The organism is Hydrogenophaga sp. NFH-34 (assembly GCF_021401345.1).
Lineage (GTDB): Bacteria > Pseudomonadota > Gammaproteobacteria > Burkholderiales > Burkholderiaceae_C > Hydrogenophaga > Hydrogenophaga electricum.
The window spans coordinates 23136-44423 of sequence record NZ_JACBGE010000023.1; the positions used below are offsets into that span (position 1 = coordinate 23136).

Genomic DNA, 21288 nt, shown 5'->3' on the forward strand with positions numbered 1-21288 from the left:
GCCATACCGCGGTCTGCCCTACGTCCTCCGCAAAAGCATGCAGGAAGGTCAGCATCTAAAGATGCCGACCAATCGGAGAATTTCTGGGAGCGGAATGGCTGGTACTTAGGGGTGGAGCCGTTAAAGGGCCGGCTCCACAGGCAGCACTCGCTGAGTTGAGTCGAACTTTTCGCCACAGCCACCAGCCTCACCCACCACCCCGCGCCAAGCTCCTCCCCACCCGCTCACTCGCCCGGCGCAGCCGCTCCTTCAGCACCGGCGGCTCCAGCACATCAAACTCCACGTCCAGCGCCATGAGCCAATAAACCAGCGAGTCCAGCTGGCCCGTGCCGCAGAGCATGAGGCAGTGCGTGTCGTCCATCGCCTCCAGCGTGGCGGCGGATGGCGGAATGGTTTTCGCCATCACCTCGCGCGGCTGGTGCAGCACCACGCGCGCCTGCTCGCCCTGCTGGTGCACGCCGGCCATGGCCCCGGTGACGTAGGCGCGCAGGTCGCCCGCGGGCGGCGGGCGCGGCGCGAAGTGCGTGCCGGTGCGGGGCGTGCCCTGCACGCGGTCGATGCGGAAGGTGCGCCAGTCGTCGCGCGCCGGGTCCCAGGCCACCAGGTACCAGTGGTGGCCGGTGTGCACCAGCCCGTGCGGCTGCACCTGGCGCATGGTGGCCTGGCCGCGCAGGTCGCGGTAGCTGAACCCCACCTGCAACTGGTCGCGGCAGGCCGTGGCGAGCGTGGCCAGCACGCTGGCGTCGATGGTCGGCCCCATGCGCTGCACCGGCACGATGGCCGAGCGCAGCGCACCCGTGCGGCGGCGCAGGCGGGTGGGCATCACCTGTTCCAGCTTCACCAGCGCGCGCAGCGAGCTTTCTTCCACACCGCTCACGGTGCCGGCCGCGGCGATCTGCAGGGCAATGGCCACGGCCAGCGCCTCTTCGTCGTCCAGCAGCAGCGGCGGCAGCGACTGCCCCGCCCGGAACGCATAGCCGCCCGCCACGCCGCTGCTGGCGTGAATGGGGTAGCCGAGCTGGCGCAGCCGGTCGATGTCGCGCCGCAGCGTGCGCGGGTGCACGGCCAGCCGCTCGGCCAGCTCGGGGCCGGCCCAGTGGCTGCGGGTCTGCAGCAGCGACAGCACCCGCAGCAGGCGCGAGGACGATGAAAGCATGGGGGCACTCTAGCTTTTATTGCGGGCCAAAGCTGTCCGCAATGGGCGCGACATTGCGGTCACGGGTTCGGCGCGGTGCCGGGCCCGCCAACCACCATCTTCAAGGAGCCCACCATGTCCAAGATCGTTCTCTACTGGCACCCCATGTCCAGCGCCACCCCGGTCGCCTGCGCCCTCGCCGAACTCGGCGTGCCGCACGAGCGGATCAAGGTCGACATCACCACCGGCGAGCAGCGCCGGCCCGACTACCTGGCCCTGAACCCCAACGGCAAGGTGCCCACCCTGACCGTGGACGGCGCGCCGATGTTCGAGGCGCTGGCCATCGAGCTGTGGTTGGGCCACACCTATGGCGTGAAGAGCGGCCTGTGGCCGGCCGGTGGCACGCCCGAACACCTTCAGGCCATGGCCTGGAGCACCTGGGCCTACGTGACCTACGGCGCGCAGGTGTTCCGACTGCAAGCCGCGAAAGACATGGGCACGCCCGACGACGCCCACGGCACCGCGGCGCACAAGGCGCTGGACGAACTGCTCACCGTGCTCGACGGTCGCCTGAGCCAGCACCCCTGGCTGCTCGGCGACGCCTACTCGCTGGTCGACCTGATCGTGGTGTCGGTGATCGGCTACAGCGTCTACCTCGGTGCGCCGGTGGACCAGCACCCCATCACGAACGCCTGGCTCCAGAAGGTGCAGGCGCGTCCGGCGATGCAGATCGAAGCCTGACCCAACACCCGCTCAAGGCTTCACTTCGACTACCGCTTCGAACCCGCCGAAGATCATGCGCTTGCCGTCGAAGGGCATGGGCGGGTTGTCGGGGTTGGTCGGGTCCATGCGCGGGTCTTCCAGCATCTTTTTCATGCCGGCGTCGCCCCAGGCCTCGCTCGGGAGTCGCTGGACTGTAGGCAGCCCGACATCTTTGCGATGGGGTGCTCAATGGATGTCTCACAATGGGTCAGGCTCCGCGCTGCGCGTGCAGGAACGGCGATAGAAGGAATATCTAAAAGGTGACTTTGTCCCCACCGTCTGAAGAAGTCTTTTCACGCTTGCGACCAAGGTTGATGGCCATCGGCTATCGAATGCTTGGCTCCGTCCAGGAGACCGAGGACTTGGTGCAGGATGTCTGGCTGCGTTGGCACGATGAACTCAAGGATCCACATGCCGCCGTGCTCATTCCAGAGGCTTGGCTGGTCACGGTCACCACGCGCATGGCCATCGATCGACTGCGCTCTGCCAAGCTGCGACGTGAAGCCTACCCGGGCCTCTGGCTTCCCGAGCCCCTGGTCGAGAATGGACCAGCCTCGCCGGAGCAGATCCGCGAACTCGCCGATGACGTTTCCATCGCCTTCCTCGTGCTGCTCGATTGCCTGACCCCGGAGGCGCGGGCTGCGTTCTTGCTCCGGGAGGTCTTTGAAGTCGACTACGAGCAGGTCGCAGCGGCCATTGGCAAGAGCGAGGCGTCTGCCCGCCAGATCGTGCACCGCGCCAAGCAACGTTTGAAGAAAGTGCGCGGCGCAGATCGGCAGCACGCGCGAACCCCGCCGCAGGAGCAGTACGCGATTCTGCGTCGCCTGATCCAGACCATCACGGAGGGTGACTTCCAGGGGATCCAGGCGCTGCTGGCCGAGGAGGTCGCCCTGATGGGCGACTTTGGCGGGGTCGGCCCAAGCTTGCGCTCACCTTTGAGCGGGGCCCGGCGCATTGCCCAGCTTTACTACGCGCACCACCGGCGACATGGCGACAACATGCGACTCGAACTGGCCTGGTTGAACGGCGAGTGGGCGCTCTTGCGTTACCTGCAAGGGGAACTGGAGTCCGTCCAAGCCTTTGAGTTCGACGCTGGCCGCATCTCGCAGGTGCGGATACAGCGCAATCCTGCGAAGCTGGCGGGTGTCAAACGCCAGAGCTACTTGCTGCCCCGGCCGAATCCGCACTGATGCCGCCGGTTCCGGTGTGTGGCCGCGACAACGTGCGCGGCCTGGCGGCGTTCGCGGCTTTTTTTCCAACTGGTGTCACAGCGCCTTCGGGTCAAACGTCTTGTGAGCGGGAGGTCGGTTTTGGCCTCCGCCCATCATTCACATCGAAGGAAATGGATTCATGAATCGCGCTGTTTGGTTCCAAGTCTCTCCTGAGGGTGCCAAGGCTGTCGGCACGCTGCACCACTTTGTCACCAAGAGCACCGGCCTTCCGAGCTTGCTGACGCACCTGGTCTTCCTGCGCGTGTCGCAGATCAACGGCTGCGCGCACTGCATCGACATCCACACGCGGGACCTGCTTGCCGAAGGCATGTCGGTGGAGAAGGTGGTGCTCGTTCCCGCCTGGCACGAGGCAGAATACCTCTTCTCTGAGCAGGAGCGCGCCGCGCTGGCGTGGTCCGAGGAGGTGACGCGCGTGAGCGAGACCCACGCCTCCGATGACGCCTATGCGGCCGCGTTGGCCGTGTTTGGTGAGAAGGATCTGGTGGATCTGACGCTCACGATTGCCGCCATGAACGCCATCAATCGCATGGGCGTGAGTTTCCGTATGAAGCCGCGGGCCAAAGCGTGAACCTGTCGGGCCGCCAATGCTTGCCTGTGTCCTTTCTAAGGCGGGACTCCGCCCGACCCGCTCACTCGCCCGGCGCAGCCGCTCCTTCAGCACGGGCGGCTCCAGCACATCAAACTCCACGTCCAGCGCCATGAGCCAGTAGACCAGCGAGTCCAGCTGGCCGGTGCCGCAGAGCATGAGGCAGTGCGCGGTAGCTGAAGCCCACCTGAAGCTGGTCGCGGCAGGCCGTGGCCAGGGTGGCCAGCACGCTGGCGTCGATGGTGGGCCCCATGCGCTGCACCAGCGCGCGCAGCGAGCGTTCTTCCACACCGCTCACGGTGCCGGCCGCGGTAATCTGCAGGCCGCGAAAAACATGGGCACGCCCGACGACGCGCACGGCACCGCGGCGCACCAGGCCCTGGACGAACTGCTCACCGTGCTCGACGCCTGACCGAACTTTCGGTCGGCCAGGGGGTCGATCAAGGTGCCGCTCCTACAATCCGGCCTTTCACACCCCAGCGAGGTACCCGTCCCATGCGCCACTGATGCCGCCGTCGACCTGACGGCAAATCTCCACTGCCCCCAAACGCGGGGGAGCTCTTTGCATCTTTGGACTGTGTATGGCGACCACCCATTACCTCGCTTTGGAGGATGTGTCCTGCGTCCTCCCGGACGGCACCCTGCTGTTCGCCCACCTCACCGAAACCTTCGATGACCAGCGCCGCGCCGGCCTGGTCGGTCGCAACGGCAGCGGCAAGACCGTGCTGGCGCGGATGCTCGCGGGGCTGCAGCCACCTTCCGGCGGGCGCTGCGTGCGTGCGGGTTCGGTGCACTACCTGGCCCAGCAGATCAGCACGCCCGCGCCCGGCGCCACCGTGGCCGATCTGGCGGGCGTGCAGGCGCTGCTGGCTGCCTTGCAACGCATCGAGGCGGGCAGCACCGAACCGGCGGATTTCGACACCGTGGGCGAGCGCTGGCACATCCGCCAGCAACTGCAACACGCGCTTGAACAACACGGTCTGGCGCACCTGCGGGCCGACACCCCGGCCAGCCGCCTCAGCGGCGGCGAAGCCATGCGCGTGGCGTTGATCGGTGCGCTGCTCTCCGAGGCCGACTTCCTGATCCTGGACGAACCCAGCAACCACCTCGACCAACCCAGCCGCCACGCGCTGATCGAACAGCTTGCGCACTGGCCCCGGGGGCTGCTGGTCATCAGCCACGACCGCCAGTTGCTCGACACGCTGGACCGCATCGTCGAACTGTCGCCGCTGGGCCTGCGCAGTTATGGCGGCAACCACGCTTTCTATGCGCAGGCCAAGGCGCACGAACAGCAGAACGCCGTGGCCGAACTCGACCGCGCGATGCTAGACCGCCGGCGCGAAGAACAGGCCCTGCGCGCGCAGCGCGAACGGCAGGAAAAGCGCCAGGCCCGCGGCGCGCGCGCCGGCCAGCAGGCCAACCAGGCGAAGATCCTGCTCGACCGCCAGAAAGAGCGCAGCGACCATGCCACCGGCAAGCTGCTGCGGCAGCAGGCGGCCACGCGGCAGGCCCTGGCGCAGCGCGTGCGCGAAGCGGCCGAGCAGGTGGCCGACGAGGCCGCCATCCACCTGCACGCGCCGCCCACCGCCGGTGTCGCGCAACGCCTGGTGGCCGAGCTGGACGGCGTTGAACTGCCCTTCGTGCCCGAGGCCCTGCGCCGCATCAGCCTGCAGGTGCGCGGCCGCCAGCGCATCGGCCTGACCGGCCCCAACGGCAGCGGCAAATCCACCCTGCTCAAAGTCCTGGCCGGGCAGATCCAACCGCTGGCGGGCCGCTGCCAGGTGATCACAGGCACGGTCTACCTCGACCAGAGCCTGGGCCATCTCGACCCGGGCCGCCCGGTGCTGGAACAACTGCAGCAAGCCCAACGCACCCTGGACGAAAGCGCGCTGCGCATGCGCCTGGCGCAACTCGGCCTGGACGCGCAGAAGGTGGCGCTGCCCAGCCGCCTGCTCAGCGGCGGCGAACGCCTGAAAGCCGCCCTGGCCTGCGCGCTCTATGCCGACCCACCACCGCCCCTGCTGCTGCTCGACGAACCCAGCAACCACCTGGACCTGCCTTCGCTGCGCGCGCTGGAAACCCTGCTGACGAGCTACCAGGGTGCCCTGCTGGTAGCGTCACACGATCCGGTGTTTCTGGAGGCGCTGGGATTGACGGATCGGTTGGAGGCGACGGGGAAGGGGTGGCGGTTGGGTGCGGTGGGTTGAAGGGGATGGGCTTCTGTGGGTGTCGGTGCTGCAGCGGTTGCTGTCGGTTGGTCCAACTCATTGACGGACGGGTCTTGGCCAGGAGCGGACCTTGACGAACGGGCGCTTCCCGACAGTCGCTGCTTCCCCGCGAAGTTCTGGACTGCATCCGACCTTGTCAAAGCTCGCGTGAGACAATTTGCTCACATCACTTATCGGTGATGTTCCAACCCTCGCCTTCTCGTGACCACACCTGCGCTCTTTACCTTCGGCTACGAAGGTCTGACCATCGACGGGTTCATCGCCCGCCTGAAGGACTCGCGCGTGAACCTGATCGTGGACGTGCGCGAGCTGCCACTCTCACGCAAAAAGGGTTTCTCGAAAAGTGCGTTCCGAGAGCATCTGGCTGCGGCAGGCATCGGCTATGAGCATCGGCCTGCCCTGGGTTGCCCCAAGCCCGTGCGCGACCAATACCGCGAAGACGGCGACTGGGCTGACTACACCCGTGGTTTTCTGGCCCATCTGGGTACCGTGAAAACCGAGGTGCGGAATCTGGCCGCGACAGCCCGCGACCACCGGGCCTGCCTGGTCTGTTTCGAGGCGGATTTTTCTGCCTGCCACCGCACCTACGTAGCCCGCGCCGTGCGGGCTGCTGGCGGCCCAGCGGTGCACCATCTGACGGCTAAAACAGTGTTTGCTGACGCGCCAGAGTCTCTGGCAGCTTAGGCGGGTACAGCACGCTCACGATCAACCACTGCCCCGGAAAGCGGTGGATGGTCCCCATGAGGAACATGACATCCAGCTCGCTGAACTGGGTGACGAACTTGTGGCGCATCGCCTCCTGCCAGTCCGGTCGGCGGTGCACGTTCCAGTAAAGCGCCCCCGCTTCCCAGTCCACCAGCTTGTGCCTGAACGCCTTCACCCCCTCCGGGGTCTGGCATTCGTAGCGGTAGTGGAAGTCGTAGGGGAGCTTCTTGAGCGTCTTGAGGGTGCGCTGATCCTCCACCGCGTCGAACAAGCTGCCCTGTTGCTGCTCCTGCAGCAGCTTGGCCAGTTCATCTTCCGTCCAGTCGGGAGAGTCCACTGCCTTGATGTCCAGGCCCAGCAAGCGGCTCGGCCTCAACAACCCCAGGGTCGTTCCATTCGCCTGGCGTGATGCCTCCAGCGCTTCGTACGAATCGAACACAGGAACGCCCTTGATGACCTCGCGGCGGGTCATCCAGTTGTCGCGCGTGGGAAGCGGATCGCCCTCCACCTCGATCGTGTCCACCGAGATACGGTGGCTTTCGGGCCGGGCATCGTCCTGCGCGCGGCGCACCCGGGCGGAGATCCACTGCCACTTCTTGAACTGCTGGTCATCCTCCACCAGCCGGAACGGCACGGGAAACAACCGGATCAAGCACCCATCGTCGGTCATCCCGGCGACGCAGGAGGTTTCGACATACCGAGCGCTGGGCGACGGGTAGGTCTTGCACAGAATCAGGATGCGTTGGTGGTCTGATGCCACGTGAGTTTCTCCCTGAAAAGACTGCTCCAACGCAGCCGATTGACCAGCACATCAAACCACAACCATGCTCTCCGATCCAGCGTCGGCAGCGGAAATATCATGGCATCCCCCTGGCAGGAAAACAGCACGGCAGAGCTTCCAGAAAAGCGCCCCTATTGGACATAAAACTGGGAGTTCTGTAACCCCGATTCACCTCGGCACGCCCAGTGTTCATGCGGGCCCTGAGGATTCTTCAGGGTCGACTACTTCTTCGAATAATTCGAGATCCTGACATTCCCGTCGTTAATCCTCCAGCAATTTCCGCCGCCATCGGGGTCAGACCGTCTACCCTCTAGTCATGGTTCCAGAAGGGACAAAAGGCCCGCTTTCTTGGCGGCTTGCAGTTGCAGAACTGCCGCAACTAGGCGGTAATCTTCATCACTCATCCGCAGCAGTTTCTCATTGTCTCGATCGAACCAATCTGGGGGCAGACCGAACCCCTTCGCATAGCGGACGGCATCGGCTTTTGATTCTTTACTTGCCTTTGTAGCGTGGCTTGCGAAACGCCCCCTTTAAGGCTTCAAGTTGCCCCCGTTCAGTTCCAACCAGGGAACGGGCCAAGAACAGATTGTGGGCACGCGTCGGTGTCTGCATTGGGCTACTTCCTTAAGTTGATACGAGCCATTACCTCTTCCATACTTTCTATTTCCGATAAGCCTCCCCGCTTTAAATCTGCAGTGATTTTGTCTAACTTGGTCTGCATCCTTCGCTTATCGGTCACGGCGGCGTCGCCCCCTCGGGGCCGAAAAGATTAAAAATGATTGCGCGCACTTGGTATCGAGGCGGAGGAGTTTATCCCGAAGCTTTTCCTTCGGCCAGCCTTTGGTGCCGAAAAAATAATCTAATTACTTTTCGCTCCTGCCTAGACTGCGTCAGAAACAATAGTCCAACGGACGTTAAATGCAACGAACTTCGCGGAGGTGCGGAGTGGAATTCTTACCACCATGTCCGCGGGCTTTAGTGCCTTGCAGCACCAGCGCAGCCGGGTACTCTGTCGGACAATCCCCGGAAAGGCTGCTTTTTGGGCAATGCCATTTCTTGAGACAGACTCAGCGAGTGGCGACTTCTTTGTGGAAGTGGTCGGTCGACAGAAAAAGCGCCCAGGGCTTCGTTGGGTCGAAACCAGGCCTCGATCACCGGTAGAACGATGGAGCACTTTCAGCCTCAACCGCTCCCCACAACCTCCCCCACCAACCACGCCTGAAACTCCCCCATCGCCGCGCTGGGGCTGCGCGATTTCAGCCAGGTGAGCCAGTACCGGCCGTGGGCGATCTGCACGTCAAAGGGTTGCACCAGCCGGCCCTGTTGCAGTTCGGCGGTGAACATGCTGGGCGGCAGTAGCGCGATGCCGAAGCCTTGCACGGCGGCCGAGGCCATGGCCAGTGAGGTGTCGAACACGGGCCCACGCAGCACGGGCGGCGCCAGCCCGGCGGCCGCGAACCATTGGGGCCATTCGTCGGCGCGGTAGGAGCGCAGCAGGGTTTCGCCGGCCAGGTCCTGGGGGTTGCGCAGCCGCTGCGCGATCTGGGGGGCGCACACGGGCGTCAGCGGCGCTTGCTGTAGGGGCTCGGCCTGCGTGCCGTGCCACGAACCGTCGCCGAACCGGATGGCGAAGTCCAGCCCTTCGCCGGCCAGGTTGACGCGGTTGTTGTGCGTCATCAGGCGCAGGTCGACAAACGGGTGGTCGCGCAGGAAGGCCGGCAGCCGCGGCATCAGCCAGCCGACGGCGTAGGTGCCCACGGCGGCCACGGTGAGCGGCTCGCGCAGGCGGCCTTTTTCAAACTGGCTGAGGATCGCGCCCATGCGCGCGAAGGATTCGCTGAGCATGGGCAGCAGGGCCAGGCCTTCGTCGGTCAGCGCCAGGCCGCGCGGCAGGCGCCGGAACAGGGGCGAGCCCAGGCGCTGCTCCAGGTTCTTGACCTGGGCGCTGATCGCCGATTGGGTCACGTGCAGTTCGGTGGCGGCGAGGGTGAAGCTGAGGTGGCGGGCCGAGGCTTCAAAGGCGCGCAAGGCGTTCAAGGGCAGGTTCATGCCCCAGATTTTCTGGGGTTTGGCGCCAAAAATCACCGTTTGTCTGGAGCGGCGGACCGGCCTAGCATCTCCCAATTCTTTCTCTATTTCACAGATCCAATCCCATGAAGCGCCGAGATTTCCACCGGGTGTCGCTGCTGTCCGCCAGCTTGCTGTTGCCCCAGTTTTCCCGGGCTGCGGCGGCCGAGGCCGGCAGCCCAGACCCGGCCAAGGCCCTGCCCTGGCCGGCGATCGAGGCGCAGAGCCAGGGCCGCCTGGGCGTGGCGGTGCTGGACACGCAGACGGGCGTGCTCACGGGGCACCGCCTGGATGAACGCTTCCCGATGTGCAGCGCCTTCAAATGGCTGGCGGCGGCACAGGTGCTGCAGCGGGTGGACCAGGGCGCCGAGCGGCTGGACCGGCGTATCCGCTTCGGGCGCGATGCCTTGCTGCCCTGGTCGCCGGTGACCGAGCAGCACGCCGATGGCGCGGGCATGCGCTTGGGCGACTTGTGCCTGGCCAGCGTGGCACAGAGCGACAACGCGGCCGCCAACCTGATCCTGCAGACGCTCGGCGGCCCCGAAGGGCTGACCGCGTTTGCGCGGCAGGCCGGCGACGCCGTCACGCGGCTGGACCGCTGGGAGCCGGCGCTGAACGAAGCCACGCCGGGCGACCCGCGCGACACCAGCAGTCCGCGCGCCATGGCGGCGCTGCTGAACCGCTTTGCCCTGGGCAACGCGCTGTCGGCCGGCAGCCGGCAACAACTGGTGCAGTGGCTGCAGGCCACCCAGACCAATGCCCGGCGCCTGGCGGCCGGCCTGCCCCCGGGCTGGCGCGTGGGCAGCAAAACGGGCACCGGCGCGCACGGCACCACCAACGACGTGGGTGTCTATGGGCCCGAGGGGCGCGCGCCCCTGGTGGTGGCCGTGTTCCTGACCGAATCGAAGGCCAGCCTGGCGGTGCGCGAAGCCGCCATCGCGCAGGTGGCGGCAGCGGTTTTCAAGGGCTGGGCGCTCTGATGCCGGGGCGGGTCAGCCTGGCGGCGCCAGCAGCGGCAGCAGGACCCGCTGCCCCAGCGGCGTGATGGCCACATCCCTGCCTGTCCCCCGCCGCACCCAGCCCTGCGCCACCAGGTGCAGGTACAGCTGGTCGGCCAGCTCGCCCGCCAGGTGGTCGCGCCGTTCGGACCAGTCCAGGCAGGGGTAGGCGTAGCGCCGTTGCTTGCCGGGCTCGGGCGCGTCGAACCCCAGCCGTTGCAACCACGCGCGGCCGCTGTCGGTGAGCGTGTAGCCGGGGCTCACCGGCTGCAGCCCCTGGGCCGCCATGAGGCCGTCGAACACCTGCACGCCCAGCCGCCCGGCCAGGTGCCCATAGCAGCAGCGCGCTGCGCGCAGGCGGGCGCGTTCGGGCGATGCGGCCCATTGCTGTTCATGCTCACCGCGCTCGGCCACCACGGCCAGGGCTTCCAGTGCGTGGGCCACGTCGGCGTCGGCGAGGCGGTAGTAGCGGTGGCGGCTGCGCGGTTCGCAGACCACGAAGCGCGCTTCGAGCAACTGGGCCAGGTGGCCGCTGGCGGTGGCGGGCGTCACCGATGCGGCGCGGGCCAGTTCGCTGGCGCTGGCGCATTCGCCGCTGAGCAGGTAGGCCAGCATGCGCGAACGCGCGGGGTCGGCCACCATGGCGGCCACGCGGGCAAGGCGGGGTTCGTTCGGGGTGCTGCGGGTCATGGCCTCAGCGTAGCGCAGCGCGCGAATCGTCGGGCGCCTGTGCGCGGTCGTGCAGGCCGTAGTCGCGCAGCACGGCGGCCACGCGCAGGCGGTAGTGCGCCAACACGCCGGCGCGGCCCGCCTGCTGCGTGGCGCGGTGGTGTTCGTGGTTGCGCCAGGCGCACACGGCGGCTTCGTCGCGCCAGAAGCTGAGCGACAGGTAGCGCCCCGGTCGGGCCAGGCTTTCAAAGCGCTCGACCGAGAGGAAGCCGTCCACGGCTTCCAGTTTGGGCCGCAGGCCGGCCGCGAGGTCGAGGTAAGGCGCGGCCGAACCGTCGTGCGGTTCCACCTCGAAGATGACCGCGATCACGGCGCCACCTGCCGGGCCTGGTGGACGGTGCCGGCCACGTCTTCGAGCCAGCTGCGTTCTTCGCGCAGGATGAAGCGCTGCGTCTGCGCCAGCTCGAAGTTGGCGCGGCCTTCGGGGTCGTTGCGCAGCACGGCGCGGTAGCGTTCGTAGGCGGCCAGATCGTCAAATCCGACCAGGCCCCAGGCGATGTGGTTGCTGCCTTCGTGCGGCAGGAAGTAGCCCAGCAGGTTGCCGCCGCAGCGGGGAATGATGCGGCCCCAGGCCTCGGCGTAGCGGTGGAAGGCTTCGCGCTGGAAAGGGTCGATCTGGTAACGGATGAAGCAGGTGACGGACATGGTGGCCCTACAGGGGTGGAACAGGGTGTCCACTGTGCAGCGGGCGGGCCTTCGGATGTTTCGGTGCGGGCCGAAGGGTGCGGCCCGCGTGTTGGGGATGGTGCCGGCCTTCTCGGCGGCGAGCAGGTGGCCGATGTCGTGCAGTACCGAAGCGACCGTGGATCGGATGCCCTCCACCGCTTCCGAAAACAGCTTGGCCAGGGTGGTGTCGGCGTCGATCTTGTTGCGCTGGCTGAACAGGTCGAGTTCGCGAATCGGGATCGGCTGCGCGTTGCTCGACGGCTTGAAGCCCGAGAGCTTGGCGAGCTTGAAGACGATCTCGCGCGCGCGGGCCGGTCTTGGCGTCGTTGTAGAAGAAGGATTCGGGGCGCGGGGTGGCCCGGGGTTGTCAAACGCGTGAAACATCGTCGTGATAGCCTGCGGTCAATTTGTGTAGACAACTTGTTGTCGACCGCCAGCTTAGGTTTGACCTGTGTCCTTTTCATGACAAGAGCCAGCGCCACCCTTCCCCTGCAATTGCCCGAGCCGGACCACAGCTTCTGGGCCCGCATCGCCCACGAACTGGCCGACGCCATCCGCCGCGGCGTCTACGTGCCGGGCGAGCGCCTGCCGTCCGAACATTCGCTGGCCGAGCGCTACGGCGTCAACCGCCACACCATCCGCCGCTCGCTGGCGAGCCTGGGCCAGATCGGCCTGGTGCGCAGCAGCCAGGGCAGCGGCACCTACGTGGAGGATTTCGCCGTCGATCTGGTGCTGGGCCGGCGCACCCGGCACCGGCAGAACCTCGCGCAGGCCGGCCTGCCGGGTGGCTTCGAAGTGCTCGCCGCCCGCAGTGAGCGCGCCCGCGCCGAGGTGGCCCAGGCGCTGGGCCTGCGCACCGGCAGCGCGGTGCTGCACCTGCTGGTGATCGGCGACGGCGGGGGCCAGCCGCTGCACGTCAGCGACCGCTACTTCCCGCTGCCGCGCCTGGCCGGGCTGGACGCCCACGTGCGCGAAAGCGGCTCCATCACCCAGGCCCTGGCCGCGCTGGGCGTGCCCGACTACACGCGGCGCCAGAGCCGCATTTCGGCGCGGCTGCCCGAGGCCGCCGTGGCCGCCCACCTGAAGCAGCCGGCCACCCGGCCGGCGCTGTACGTCAGCAGCGTGAACGTCGGCCCCGACGGCACGCCGATCGAATACGCCTGCACCTGGTTTGCCGGCGACCGAGTCACCCTCACCGTGGACCACGACCATGGCGCATGAACCTTTGAGGCCGCACCGGGTGGCGATCTATGCGGCGCCCGATCCCGAATCCGACGCCTGGGCGCGCGGCAGCGCCTGGCTGGGCCGCTGCGCGCTGCGGCGCTGGTCCCTGCCCCAGCCCGCCATCGACGGGTTGGACCCGGCGTCCCTGGCGGCCCTGACCGCCGACCCGCGGCGCTACGGCTGGCACGCCACGCTCAAAGCCCCGATGCGGCTGGCCGACGCGGTGGATCTGCAGGCGCTGCGCGACGCGGTGACCGCACTGTGCCAGGCGCACCGCGCGCTGCCGATGCCCGCGCTGCAGGTGTCGCGGCTGGGCCGGTTTCTGGCGCTGCGCCCGGCGCACACGCCGGCGGCGCTGAGCGCGCTGGCCGACGACTGCGTGCGCCGCCTGCAGCCACTGGCCGCCCCGCTGAGCGCGAACGAACTGGTGCGGCGCCGGCGTGCGCCGCTCACGCCCGAGGAGGACGCGCTGCTGCTGGCCTGGGGCTACCCCTGGGTGCTGCAGAAATTCCGCTTCCATTATTCGCTGACCGGACCGCTGGACGACGTGCCCGAAGCCACGATCCGGCGTGTGCAGCAGGCCGCCGAAGCGCACTTTGCGGCGCTGCCGCCGTGGCGGCTGGACCGGCTGTCGATCTTCATCGAACCGGCGCCGGGCGCCGACTTCCTGCTGCTCGAACAGCCAAGGCTGGCGCCATGAGCCGGCGCCTGGTCTACGTGATCGGTCCTTCCGGTGCCGGCAAGGACAGCGTGCTGCTCGGCCTGCGGGCCGCCTGGGACGGCATGCCGCCCGCGCACTGGGCGCGGCGCACCATCACCCGCTCGGCACAGGCCGGCGGCGAGGCGCACGAAGGGGTGAGCGAAAGCGCTTTCGAGCGCTTGCAGCGAGCGCAGGCCTTTGCCATGGCCTGGCAGGCCAACGGCCTGTCGTACGGCGTGCGGCGCACCGAACTGGCCCCGCTGTCGACCGGGCACGGCGTCTTCGTCAACGGCTCGCGCGCCTACCTGCCCACGGTGCTGCGCCATTGGCCCGACGCCAGCGTGGTCCACATCACCGCGCCGGCGGCGGTGCTGGAGCAGCGCCTGCTGGGGCGCCGCCGCGAGGACGGCGCCGCCATCGCGCAGCGGCTGGCGCGCGACGCGGCGGCCGAACTGCCGCCGGGCGCCGTGCAGATCGTCAACGACGGCGCGCTGGCGTCGGCGGTGCAGGCCCTGCGCGAGGGGCTGTGTGCCCGGTGGGCCGGCCAAGAAAAAGCCGCCAGCCGCTGACAGCGGTGGCGGCCGGCGGGCCTGAAGGCGCTCAGTTCACTTCGGTGACGAACTGGTCCAGCGGGCGCCGCACCTTCTTCAGGTTGACCAGCCAGTCGCTGTCGGCCGCGCGGTAGCCCAGCGGCAGGATGGTCACGCTGCGCAGGCCACGCTCGCGCAGCTTCAGGATGTCGTCCAGCGCGGCGGGGTCGAAGCCTTCCATCGGCGTGGCGTCCACTTCCTCGAACGCCGCAGCGATGACCGAGGCCCCGAAGCCGATGTAGGCCTGGCGCGCGGCGTGTTCGAAGTTCACCTCGGCCGGACGGCCCGGGTAGTTCTTGAGCAGCATCTGGCGGTAGTTTTCCCAGCCTTCGTTGGTGAAGCCGCGCTGTTGGTTGGTCAGGTCGAACATGTGGTTGATGCGTTCGGCCGTGTAGTTGTCCCAGGCGGCGAACACCAGCACGCAGGTGCTCTCGGTCACCTGCGCCTGGTTCCAGGCGATGGCCTGGATCTGCGCGCGCACGGCGGGGTTCTTCACCACGATCACCTCGAACGGCTGCAGGCCGCTGGACGTGGGCGCCAGGCGGGCGGCTTCGACGATGCGGTGAATCTTGTCCTGCGGCACGGTCTTGGCCGGGTCCATCTTCTTGGTGGCGTAGCGCCATTGCAGCTTGTCCAGCAGGACGGGCGGGTTCTGGGGTTGGGATAGGTCGCTCATGACGGGTTTCCGAAGGAGGGGCACCCACACCGTGCGGGCGCACGCCGGCATCTTGCCGCAGCGCAGGAAGCCGCGCTGGCGTCCGCGCGGAAGGTCCGGCCCGGAACGCCTTTGTACCGGCCGCTCAGCAGCCCGGTGGCGGATCGGGTATACGCCGCATCGCGATCGCGTCGAACGGGCAGCGCACCGCGCACCGGGCGCAGCCGGTGCACCCGGCCGCGTCGTCCAGGTGGCTCTTTTTCTGCCAGCCCGGCACCGTCTGCAGCGACAGCACGCGCGGCGGGCACACGCCCACGCACCAGCCGCAGCCGGTGCAGCGGGCCGGGTCGATGACCGGTAGGGCCTTGCGCGATTCGGGGGACGCCATGGGCCGATTGTGCGGACGCTGGCGCGGCGCGGTGTTTACCAGCGGAAACATCCGGACATGCGACCCGGGATGTTGTCCTACACGCCGAGCCAGCCCGGGCCGACAGCCAGCGCGGGGGCGCTTGCCTACAGTAAAGACACAACGTTGTTCGTACCCGTACCGGACCTCGTTGCCCTCATGGGGACCGGCCAGCGCCGTACCCCGATGTTCACGAAGTCAGCAAGGAGTCAACACATGAATTGGGACCAGATCCAGGGACAGTGGAAGCAAGTCAAGGGCAAGGTCGTCGAGCAGTGGGGCAAGCTCACCGACGACGACCTGGAGGTGGTGGCCGGTCGCCGCGACCAGCTCGCCGGCAAGCTCCAGGAGCGCTACGGCATCGCCAAGGAAGAGGCCGAAAAACAGGTGGCGGATTTCGAGCGCCGCGCCACCGATCAGTGGTTCAAGCCCTGAGCGCCACACCCGGCCCGCTTGGCACCTACCTATTCTTATTCAGGAGAACACCATGAAATCGACCCCCATCCAACGCCGCATCACCACCGTGCTGGCCACCACGGCCGCCGCTTTCGCCCTCGCCGCCTGCGGGCAGGCCAGTGACGAGATGAGCGTGGGCCAGCATGTGGACCAGGCCATCGAAAACACCCAGAGCGCCGCCGCCTCGGTGAGCCAGGACATGGGCAGCGCCATCGACCAGGCGCGCCAGGCCACCAGCGACATGGCCGACACCGCGACCGCTGCGGCGGCCGACGCCACCATCACCGCGCAGGTGAGCGCGGCGCTGGCGGCCGATGACAGCCTCAAGGCCCTGCAGATCGACGTCGACACCAAGGCCGGCCACGTCACCATGACCGGCCCGGCGCCCGACGCCGCTGCGCGCGAACGCGCCACCGTGCTGGCCCGCGCGGTGGACGGTGTGGTCGCGGTCGACAACCGCCTGGTGGTCACGCAGGGCGCAGGTTGACCCCCGCGGCTCGGCGCGCCGGGGGGCGCCAAGGTGGTAATGTCGCTCCCGCGCCTCGCGGCGCAGGAGACCCCCATGCAGGACGACATTCCCACCTTGCGCCGCATCCTGGCGCGCGACCGCACCATCGCCGTGGTCGGCCTTTCGGCCGAATGGCACCGCCCCAGCTACTTCGCCGCCAAATACATGCAGGAGCGGGGTTACCGCATCGTGCCGGTGAACCCGCGCTACCCCCAGATCCTGGGCGAAACGAGCTACGCCCGGCTCGAAGACATCCCTTTTCCCGTCGACATGGTCGACGTGTTCCGCAAGGTCGAAGAAATCCCGGCCATCGCGCAAAGCGCGGTGGCCATTGGCGCCAAGACCCTGTGGCAACAGCTCGGCCTGATGAGCGAAGAGGCCGACCGCATCGCCACCGACGCAGGCCTGGATTCGGTCTGGGACCGCTGCGTGAAGATCGAACACGCGCGCCTCTTCGGCGGCCTGAACTGGGCCGGCGTGAACACCAAAGTCATCTCGGCCCAGCGGCCGCAGCAGGGCTGAGACCATGGCCGACCGCAACTTCCAGCCCGAGACGCTCGCCATCCACGCGGGCCAGATCCCCGACGCCGCCACCGGCGCGCGCGCCCTGCCGATCTACCAGACCACCAGCTTCGTGTTCGACAGCGCCGAGCACGCGGCCAGCCTGTTCAACCTGCAGACCTTCGGCAACGTCTACGCACGCCTGTCCAACCCCACGGTGGCGGCCCTCGAAGAGCGCGTGGCCGCGCTCGAAGGCGGGCGCGCCGCGGTGGCCACGGCCAGCGGCATGGCGGCCGAGGCGCTGGCACTGACCACGCTGCTGCAGGCCGGCGACCACGTGGTCGCGGCCGGCGCGCTCTATGGCGGTAGCGTCACCATGCTCGCGGTGACGCTGAAGAAATTCGGCATCGAGACGACCTTTGTCGATGCCACCGACCCGGACGCTTTCGCCGCTGCCGTGCGCCCCCATACCCGGGCCTTCTTTGCCGAAACCCTGGGCAACCCCAGCATGGTGGTGCTCGACATTACGGCCATCGCCGACGTGGCGCACGCCCACGGCCTGCCGCTGGTGGTGGACAACACCGTGCCCAGCCCGTTCCTGTGCAACCCGATCCGCTTCGGCGCCGACATCGTGGTGCACAGCGCCACCAAGTACCTGGCGGGCCACGGCACCACATTGGGCGGCGTGGTGGTCGAGAGCGGCAGCTTTCCATGGGACAACGGCAAATTCCCGGGCATGACCGAACCGTCGCCCGGTTACCACGGCGTCAAGTTCTACGAAACCTTCGGCAACTTCGGCTTCACCATGCGCTGCCGCATGGAAGGCCTGCGCGTGTTCGGCGCGGCGCTCGCCCCCACCAGCGCCTGGCAGATCCTGCAGGGCGTCGAAACCCTGCCGCTGCGCATGGAACGCCACTGTGCCAACGCGCTGGCGGTGGCGCAGTACCTGCAGGCCGACCCGCGCGTCGGCTGGGTCAGCTACCCGGGCCTGCCGGGCCACCCGCAGCACGATCTGATGAAGCGGCAGATGCGCGGCGCGTCGGGCCTGTTGGCGTTCGGTGTCAAAGGCGGGCTCGAACAGGGCGTGAAGTTCATTGAGAGCGCGCAGTTCATGAGCCACCTGGTCAACATCGGCGACACGCGCACCCTCATCAGCCACCCCGCCAGCACCACGCACCGCCAGCTCGACGCGGCCCAGCAACTGGCGGCCGGTGTGCCGCCGGACATGGTGCGCATCTCGGTCGGGCTGGAGCACATCGACGACATCCTCTGGGACATCGACCAGGCGCTGGCGCGCGCGGTGGGCGGCTGAGCCCGGCCATCGAAACAGGAACACAGCATGAGCCGCGCAACCACGTTGCTGATCATCGATCCGCAGAACGACTTCTGCGATCTGCCCGAAAGCTGGCGCGGCACCGACCCGCTGCGCCACGTCCCCATCGCCCCCGCGCTGCCGGTCCAGGGCGCCCACGCCGACATGTTGCGCCTGGCCGATCTGATCGACGAGGCCGGTGACGGCGTGGCGCGCATCGTGGTCACCTTCGATTCGCACCACCGCTGCGACATTGCCCACCCCACCTTCTGGCAGACCGGCGCGGGCGCGGCGGTGAACCCGTTCACCGCCATCACCGCGGCCCAGGTCCGTGCGGGCGCATACCGGCCCCGCGACGCCGGTGCCTTGCCGCGCGCCCTGGCCTACCTCGACGCGCTGGAAGAGGCCGGGCGCTACACCCTCATGGTCTGGCCGGTGCACTGCGAAATCGGCAGTTGGGGCCACAACGTGCACCCGGCCGTCAAGGCGGCCTACAACCGCTGGGAGGACCGGCGCCTGGGCGTGGTGGAGAAGATCGCCAAGGGCAGCCATCCCTGGACCGAGCACTACAGCGCGCTGCAGGCCGAGGTGCCCGATCCGGCCGACGAAGGCACGCAGCTCAACCGGGGGCTGATCGCCCGCCTCGACGAGGCCGACCGGATCGTCATCGCGGGCGAGGCCAGCAGCCACTGTGTCAAGGCCACCGTCGAACACCTGGCGCAGCACCTGCCCTCGCGCCGGCTCGACAAGTTGGTGCTGCTGACCGACGCGATGAGCCCGGTGAGCGGTTTCGAAGCACAGGCGCAGGCTTTCCTGGCCGACCTGCGGCACCAGGGCGCGCAGCTGGCCACCTGCGCCGAGGTCTTGCCCCTGCTGCGGGCCGAGGCCTGAGCACCGCCGACCCGGAGTCCCGATGGAACCCGTCATCACCAGCCTGCTGGACACCGACCTCTACAAGTTCACGATGTGGCAGACCATGCTGCATCGCCACCCGCAGACGCAGGCCGAATACCGCTTCGTCTGCCGCAACCGGCCGGCCTTCCCGCTGACCGAACTGCTGCCCGAGATCAACGCCGAACTGGACGCGCTGTGTGCCCTGGCATTCAGCGAGGACGAGTTGCGCTACCTGGGTGGCCTGCGCTACATCAAGAGCGACTTCGTCGACTTCCTGCGCATCTTCCGTTTCCAGCGCGGCTTCATCCAGGCCTTCGCCGAAGGCGACCAGTTGCAGATCGTCGCCCGGGGGCCGCAGGTCCACGTCATGGCCTTCGAAATTTTCGTGCTGGCCATCGTCAACGAGCTGTACTTCCGTCGCTTCGACCGTGCCGCCGCCGAGGCCGAAGGCCGCCGCCGGCTGGCGGCCAAGATCGGCGCCATCGAAGCCTTCGTGCAGCAGCCCGCACGGCGCCACCCTTTCGAGCTGTTCGACTTCGGTGTGCGCCGCCGCTTCTCGAAACCCTGGCAGCGTGACGTGGTGCAGGCCCTGAGCACGCGCCTGCCCGGCGTATTCAAGGGCACGTCCAACGTACGGCTGGCGCTCGACCTGGGCCTGGTGCCCATCGGCACCATGGCGCACGAGTACCTGCAGACTTACCAGGCGCTGGGCGTGCGCCTGCGCGATTCGCAGAAGGCCGCGCTCGAGGACTGGGTGCAGGAATACCGCGGCGACCTGGGCGTCGCGCTGACCGACGTGGTCGGCATGGACGCTTTCCTCGCCGACTTCGACCTGTACTTCGCCAAGCTGTTCGATGGCCTGCGCCACGACTCGGGCGACCCGCTGGTCTGGGCGGAAAAAGCCCTGGCCCATTATCAGAAGCTGCGCATCGATGCACACACCAAACGCCTGGTGTTTTCCGACGGGCTGACGGTGGACAAGGCCATCGCGATCTACCGCGCGCTGGGTGACCGCACCCAGCTGGGCTTCGGCATCGGGACCCACCTGTCCAACGACGTCGGGCTGCAGACGCTGCACATCGTCATGAAGCTGACCAGCGCCAACGGCCAGCCGGTGGCCAAGCTGTCCGACTCGCCCGGCAAGACGCTGTGCGATGACGCCACCTTCCTGGCCTATCTGCGCCAGGTGTTCCAGGTGCCGGCGCCGTGAGCGGGCGCGCTCAGCCGGTGGCGAACAGCCGCCGCACCTGATCGCGGATCCACACCTGCGCCGGGTCGCGTGCGGTGCTGGTGTGCCACACCAGGCGCACCTCGTATTCGGGTGCGGCCTCGCGCGGCAGTTCCCACACGCGCACCTTCTGCAGGCGGCTGAGCTTTTCCGCGTACATCAGCGGCACGATGGTCATCAGGTCGGTGTGGAGCACCAGCTCGGGCAGCGCGCCGAAATGGCGCGCGCGCAGCACGATGCGCTCCTGCAGCTTCAGGCGCCAGAGCATCTTTTCCACGCTGCCGTGGAAGGTCGCGGTGGGTGAGGGCACGACCATGGAGGCGCGCGCCATCTGCGCCAGCGTCAGGCGCTGAGCGCCGGCGCGCGCGCCACCCTCGGGCTGCCAGTCGACCGAGGTCAGGCCCACATAACGTTCGGTGAACAGCAGGTCGGCGCGCACGCCGCGGTGGCGCGGGTTCAGGATGCCGATGGCGAAGTCGATCTCGCGCGCCTCCAGGGCCGTCGGCAGGTCTTCGGCCACCACCGACACATTGGCCAGCCGCGACAGCGGCGCCTGTTCGCGCAGCGTGGCCGCCAGCGGCGGCAGGAACATCATCTCGCCCAGGTCGGACAGCGACAGGCGCCAGCGCGCCTCGGCGTGGGCCGGGTCGAAGCGCTGGCCGGCCGACAGCGCCGATTCGAGCCGGTTCAGCAACTCGGTGACTTCGGGCGCCAGCAGCTCGCAGGCGTGTGTGGGCGTCAGGCCCTGGGCGGTGCGCACGAACAGCTCGTCGCCCAGGTGGTGGCGCAGCCGCGCCAGGGCGCTGCTGGTGGCCGACTGCGACAGCGCCAGCAACTTGCCGGCTTCGGTCACCGAACGGGTGCGGTGGATGGCGACCAGCACGCGCAGCAGGTTGAGGTCGATCTGGCGGAAGTTCATGCGCCG

General features: G+C 67.9%; 25 protein-coding genes and 1 pseudogene. 16 read left to right on the forward strand and 10 right to left on the reverse strand.

The window, feature by feature from the left end; all coding sequences use genetic code 11:
• Positions 1-187: 187 nt before the first annotated feature.
• On the reverse strand, positions 188-1156 hold the full coding sequence (locus L0977_RS19620; protein WP_234266555.1) for a helix-turn-helix transcriptional regulator: 969 nt from the start codon (positions 1154-1156) through the stop codon (positions 188-190).
• Positions 1157-1270: 114 nt separating this feature from the next.
• Here L0977_RS19620 and L0977_RS19625 point away from each other — a divergent pair, with 114 nt between their 5' ends.
• Complete coding sequence (locus L0977_RS19625; RefSeq protein WP_234266556.1) at positions 1271-1876, forward strand: glutathione S-transferase family protein; 606 nt, start codon at positions 1271-1273, stop codon at positions 1874-1876.
• A gap of 12 nt (positions 1877-1888) precedes the next feature.
• Here L0977_RS19625 and L0977_RS19630 read toward each other — a convergent pair.
• Positions 1889-2038: pseudogene (locus L0977_RS19630) on the reverse strand (DUF1428 domain-containing protein); the annotation flags it as partial.
• A 119-nt stretch (positions 2039-2157) separates the two neighbouring features.
• Between L0977_RS19630 and L0977_RS19635 the strand changes: the two are divergent.
• The 5 genes from L0977_RS19635 (at position 2158) to L0977_RS19655 (ending at position 6627) form a co-directional block, all read left to right on the forward strand.
• Entirely contained in the window at positions 2158-3087 is a 930-nt protein-coding gene (locus L0977_RS19635) for a sigma-70 family RNA polymerase sigma factor (RefSeq protein ID WP_326491087.1), read from the forward strand.
• A 160-nt stretch (positions 3088-3247) separates the two neighbouring features.
• Positions 3248-3697, forward strand: coding sequence for a carboxymuconolactone decarboxylase family protein (locus L0977_RS19640; protein WP_234266558.1), 450 nt, complete (start codon positions 3248-3250; stop codon positions 3695-3697).
• Between the two features lie 175 nt (positions 3698-3872).
• The gene (locus tag L0977_RS25715; protein ID WP_234266559.1) at positions 3873-4127 is read left to right on the forward strand and encodes a hypothetical protein; all 255 of its coding nucleotides are present in this window, start codon (positions 3873-3875) and stop codon (positions 4125-4127) included.
• Between the two features lie 169 nt (positions 4128-4296).
• A complete protein-coding gene (locus tag L0977_RS19650) occupies positions 4297-5922 on the forward strand; it encodes an ABC-F family ATP-binding cassette domain-containing protein (RefSeq protein ID WP_234266560.1) in 1626 nt (541 codons plus the stop codon).
• A 222-nt stretch (positions 5923-6144) separates the two neighbouring features.
• The gene (locus L0977_RS19655) at positions 6145-6627 is read left to right on the forward strand and encodes a DUF488 domain-containing protein (RefSeq protein WP_234266561.1); all 483 of its coding nucleotides are present in this window, start codon (positions 6145-6147) and stop codon (positions 6625-6627) included.
• On the opposite strand, the gene L0977_RS19660 is transcribed toward L0977_RS19655, so the two are convergent.
• Together L0977_RS19660 and L0977_RS19665 are read right to left on the reverse strand one after the other, a co-directional pair.
• Complete coding sequence (locus tag L0977_RS19660; protein WP_234266562.1) at positions 6584-7408, reverse strand: hypothetical protein; 825 nt, start codon at positions 7406-7408, stop codon at positions 6584-6586. The genes L0977_RS19655 and L0977_RS19660 overlap by 44 nt on opposite strands.
• 1203 nt (positions 7409-8611) lie before the next feature.
• Positions 8612-9478, reverse strand: coding sequence for a LysR family transcriptional regulator (locus L0977_RS19665; RefSeq protein ID WP_234266563.1), 867 nt, complete (start codon positions 9476-9478; stop codon positions 8612-8614).
• 104 nt (positions 9479-9582) lie between these two features.
• Between L0977_RS19665 and bla the strand changes: the two genes are divergently transcribed.
• Entirely contained in the window at positions 9583-10476 is an 894-nt protein-coding gene (gene bla / locus L0977_RS19670; protein ID WP_234266564.1) for a class A beta-lactamase, read from the forward strand.
• A 12-nt stretch (positions 10477-10488) separates the two neighbouring features.
• Here the strand turns inward: bla and L0977_RS19675 are convergent, their stop codons facing one another.
• Genes L0977_RS19675 through L0977_RS19685 form a run of 3 tightly spaced genes read right to left on the reverse strand, consistent with a single transcriptional unit; the run spans position 10489 to position 11868 of the window.
• Positions 10489-11184: an ArsR/SmtB family transcription factor gene (locus L0977_RS19675; protein ID WP_234266565.1), complete on the reverse strand. Its 696-nt coding sequence runs from the start codon at positions 11182-11184 to the stop codon at positions 10489-10491.
• 4 nt (positions 11185-11188) lie between these two features.
• Positions 11189-11533, reverse strand: a complete 345-nt coding sequence (locus L0977_RS19680) for an antibiotic biosynthesis monooxygenase family protein (protein WP_234266566.1) — start codon at positions 11531-11533, stop codon at positions 11189-11191.
• Positions 11530-11868, reverse strand: coding sequence for an NIPSNAP family protein (locus tag L0977_RS19685; RefSeq protein ID WP_234266624.1), 339 nt, complete (start codon positions 11866-11868; stop codon positions 11530-11532). The genes L0977_RS19680 and L0977_RS19685 overlap by 4 nt, the downstream gene beginning before the upstream one ends.
• A 483-nt stretch (positions 11869-12351) precedes the next feature.
• Between L0977_RS19685 and phnF the strand changes: the two genes are divergently transcribed.
• The 3 genes from phnF to phnN are packed head-to-tail and all read left to right on the forward strand — an operon-like array spanning position 12352 to position 14382.
• A complete protein-coding gene (gene phnF, locus L0977_RS19690) occupies positions 12352-13110 on the forward strand; it encodes a phosphonate metabolism transcriptional regulator PhnF (RefSeq protein WP_234266567.1) in 759 nt (252 codons plus the stop codon).
• Entirely contained in the window at positions 13100-13813 is a 714-nt protein-coding gene (locus L0977_RS19695; RefSeq protein ID WP_234266568.1) for a DUF1045 domain-containing protein, read from the forward strand. The genes phnF and L0977_RS19695 overlap by 11 nt, the downstream gene beginning before the upstream one ends.
• Complete coding sequence (gene phnN / locus L0977_RS19700; protein ID WP_234266569.1) at positions 13810-14382, forward strand: phosphonate metabolism protein/1,5-bisphosphokinase (PRPP-forming) PhnN; 573 nt, start codon at positions 13810-13812, stop codon at positions 14380-14382. The genes L0977_RS19695 and phnN overlap by 4 nt, the downstream gene beginning before the upstream one ends.
• A gap of 31 nt (positions 14383-14413) precedes the next feature.
• On the opposite strand, the gene L0977_RS19705 is transcribed toward phnN, so the two are convergent.
• Positions 14414-15079 (reverse strand): nitroreductase family protein, encoded by a 666-nt coding sequence (locus L0977_RS19705; RefSeq protein ID WP_234266570.1) that lies wholly within the window; start codon positions 15077-15079, stop codon positions 14414-14416.
• A 124-nt stretch (positions 15080-15203) separates the two neighbouring features.
• Positions 15204-15446: an ATP-binding protein gene (locus L0977_RS19710; protein ID WP_234266571.1), complete on the reverse strand. Its 243-nt coding sequence runs from the start codon at positions 15444-15446 to the stop codon at positions 15204-15206.
• Between the two features lie 234 nt (positions 15447-15680).
• Here L0977_RS19710 and L0977_RS19715 point away from each other — a divergent pair, with 234 nt between their 5' ends.
• From L0977_RS19715 to pncB, 6 genes are all read left to right on the forward strand, one after another.
• Positions 15681-15899 carry a CsbD family protein gene (locus L0977_RS19715; RefSeq protein ID WP_234266572.1) on the forward strand — a complete coding sequence of 73 codons (219 nt, stop codon included), beginning with the start codon at positions 15681-15683 and terminating at the stop codon, positions 15897-15899.
• Between the two features lie 52 nt (positions 15900-15951).
• Entirely contained in the window at positions 15952-16407 is a 456-nt protein-coding gene (locus L0977_RS19720) for a BON domain-containing protein (protein WP_234266573.1), read from the forward strand.
• Between the two features lie 75 nt (positions 16408-16482).
• Positions 16483-16950 (forward strand): CoA-binding protein, encoded by a 468-nt coding sequence (locus L0977_RS19725; RefSeq protein ID WP_234266574.1) that lies wholly within the window; start codon positions 16483-16485, stop codon positions 16948-16950.
• Positions 16951-16954: 4 nt separating this feature from the next.
• Positions 16955-18241, forward strand: a complete 1287-nt coding sequence (locus tag L0977_RS19730; RefSeq protein WP_234266575.1) for an O-acetylhomoserine aminocarboxypropyltransferase/cysteine synthase family protein — start codon at positions 16955-16957, stop codon at positions 18239-18241.
• A 27-nt stretch (positions 18242-18268) separates the two neighbouring features.
• Entirely contained in the window at positions 18269-19132 is an 864-nt protein-coding gene (locus L0977_RS19735) for a cysteine hydrolase family protein (protein ID WP_234266576.1), read from the forward strand.
• A gap of 22 nt (positions 19133-19154) precedes the next feature.
• Complete coding sequence (gene pncB / locus L0977_RS19740) at positions 19155-20345, forward strand: nicotinate phosphoribosyltransferase (protein ID WP_234266577.1); 1191 nt, start codon at positions 19155-19157, stop codon at positions 20343-20345.
• 10 nt (positions 20346-20355) lie between these two features.
• Here pncB and L0977_RS19745 read toward each other — a convergent pair whose 3' ends face one another.
• Positions 20356-21282, reverse strand: coding sequence for a LysR family transcriptional regulator (locus L0977_RS19745; protein WP_234266578.1), 927 nt, complete (start codon positions 21280-21282; stop codon positions 20356-20358).
• Positions 21283-21288: the final 6 nt, after the last annotated feature.

Bases quoted from the DNA above. Each gene is read 5' to 3' on its own strand.
- L0977_RS19665 (WP_234266563.1), bottom strand. From the start codon at position 9,478: ATGAACCTGCCCTTGAACGCCTTGCGCGCCTTTGAAGCCTCGGCCCGC.
- phnF (WP_234266567.1), top strand. From the start codon at position 12,352: ATGACAAGAGCCAGCGCCACCCTTCCCCTGCAATTGCCCGAGCCGGAC.
- L0977_RS19720 (WP_234266573.1), top strand. From the start codon at position 15,952: ATGAAATCGACCCCCATCCAACGCCGCATCACCACCGTGCTGGCCACC.
- L0977_RS19695 (WP_234266568.1), top strand. From the start codon at position 13,100: ATGGCGCATGAACCTTTGAGGCCGCACCGGGTGGCGATCTATGCGGCG.
- L0977_RS19675 (WP_234266565.1), bottom strand. From the start codon at position 11,184: ATGACCCGCAGCACCCCGAACGAACCCCGCCTTGCCCGCGTGGCCGCC.
- bla (WP_234266564.1), top strand. From the start codon at position 9,583: ATGAAGCGCCGAGATTTCCACCGGGTGTCGCTGCTGTCCGCCAGCTTG.
- L0977_RS19715 (WP_234266572.1), top strand. From the start codon at position 15,681: ATGAATTGGGACCAGATCCAGGGACAGTGGAAGCAAGTCAAGGGCAAG.
- L0977_RS19685 (WP_234266624.1), bottom strand. From the start codon at position 11,868: ATGTCCGTCACCTGCTTCATCCGTTACCAGATCGACCCTTTCCAGCGC.
- L0977_RS19725 (WP_234266574.1), top strand. From the start codon at position 16,483: ATGCAGGACGACATTCCCACCTTGCGCCGCATCCTGGCGCGCGACCGC.
- L0977_RS19650 (WP_234266560.1), top strand. From the start codon at position 4,297: ATGGCGACCACCCATTACCTCGCTTTGGAGGATGTGTCCTGCGTCCTC.
- L0977_RS25715 (WP_234266559.1), top strand. From the start codon at position 3,873: ATGAGGCAGTGCGCGGTAGCTGAAGCCCACCTGAAGCTGGTCGCGGCA.
- phnN (WP_234266569.1), top strand. From the start codon at position 13,810: ATGAGCCGGCGCCTGGTCTACGTGATCGGTCCTTCCGGTGCCGGCAAG.
- L0977_RS19640 (WP_234266558.1), top strand. From the start codon at position 3,248: ATGAATCGCGCTGTTTGGTTCCAAGTCTCTCCTGAGGGTGCCAAGGCT.
- L0977_RS19735 (WP_234266576.1), top strand. From the start codon at position 18,269: ATGAGCCGCGCAACCACGTTGCTGATCATCGATCCGCAGAACGACTTC.
- L0977_RS19705 (WP_234266570.1), bottom strand. From the start codon at position 15,079: ATGAGCGACCTATCCCAACCCCAGAACCCGCCCGTCCTGCTGGACAAG.
- L0977_RS19730 (WP_234266575.1), top strand. From the start codon at position 16,955: ATGGCCGACCGCAACTTCCAGCCCGAGACGCTCGCCATCCACGCGGGC.
- L0977_RS19710 (WP_234266571.1), bottom strand. From the start codon at position 15,446: ATGGCGTCCCCCGAATCGCGCAAGGCCCTACCGGTCATCGACCCGGCC.
- L0977_RS19625 (WP_234266556.1), top strand. From the start codon at position 1,271: ATGTCCAAGATCGTTCTCTACTGGCACCCCATGTCCAGCGCCACCCCG.
- L0977_RS19620 (WP_234266555.1), bottom strand. From the start codon at position 1,156: ATGCTTTCATCGTCCTCGCGCCTGCTGCGGGTGCTGTCGCTGCTGCAG.
- pncB (WP_234266577.1), top strand. From the start codon at position 19,155: ATGGAACCCGTCATCACCAGCCTGCTGGACACCGACCTCTACAAGTTC.
- L0977_RS19745 (WP_234266578.1), bottom strand. From the start codon at position 21,282: ATGAACTTCCGCCAGATCGACCTCAACCTGCTGCGCGTGCTGGTCGCC.